This is a genomic window from Pseudomonas sp. 05N434, from assembly GCF_056396965.1.
The window spans coordinates 1-436 of record NZ_JBFTMK010001148.1; the positions used below are offsets into that span (position 1 = coordinate 1).

1 protein-coding gene is annotated in these 436 nt (G+C 55.5%); it reads left to right on the forward strand.

What is annotated here, in order from left to right; genetic code table 11:
* Positions 1–100 precede the first annotated feature (100 nt).
* On the forward strand, positions 101–436 hold a 336-nt coding region (locus AC1DLB_RS32165; RefSeq protein WP_477786556.1), incomplete at its 3' end, for a helix-turn-helix domain-containing protein.

Below are 436 nucleotides of genomic sequence, written 5' to 3' on the forward strand. Positions count from 1 at the left end.
GAGTAGGACGAAGAATAGGATGGGCTCAATAACCTATTTCACTGAAGCGATGACTATTTTCAGTTTTATTCAGTGAGTAAATTTATTGATGAGAAATCAAATGTCAGATTCCACTGATCGGAATGAAAACAAAAATGAAGTCGGTGTCGGTGCGGTCTCAAGACTGTTTGCGGTGCTGCGCAGCCTGGGTGACACCGTCGAGGGCGGCGAACGCGTGACGCAACTGGCGCAGCGCATCGGCTTGTCGCAACCGACTACCCACCGCTTGCTGCGCAGCTTGATGGACGAGGGCATGGTCGAGCAGGACGCCCGCAGCAAACGCTATCGCCTGAGCCTGGAGTTTTTTGCCTTGGCGGCCCGCGCCGGCAATACCAACAACCTGCGCGAACTGGCGCGGCCGGCATTGCTGCGGTTATCGGCATCGCTGGGCGATTCG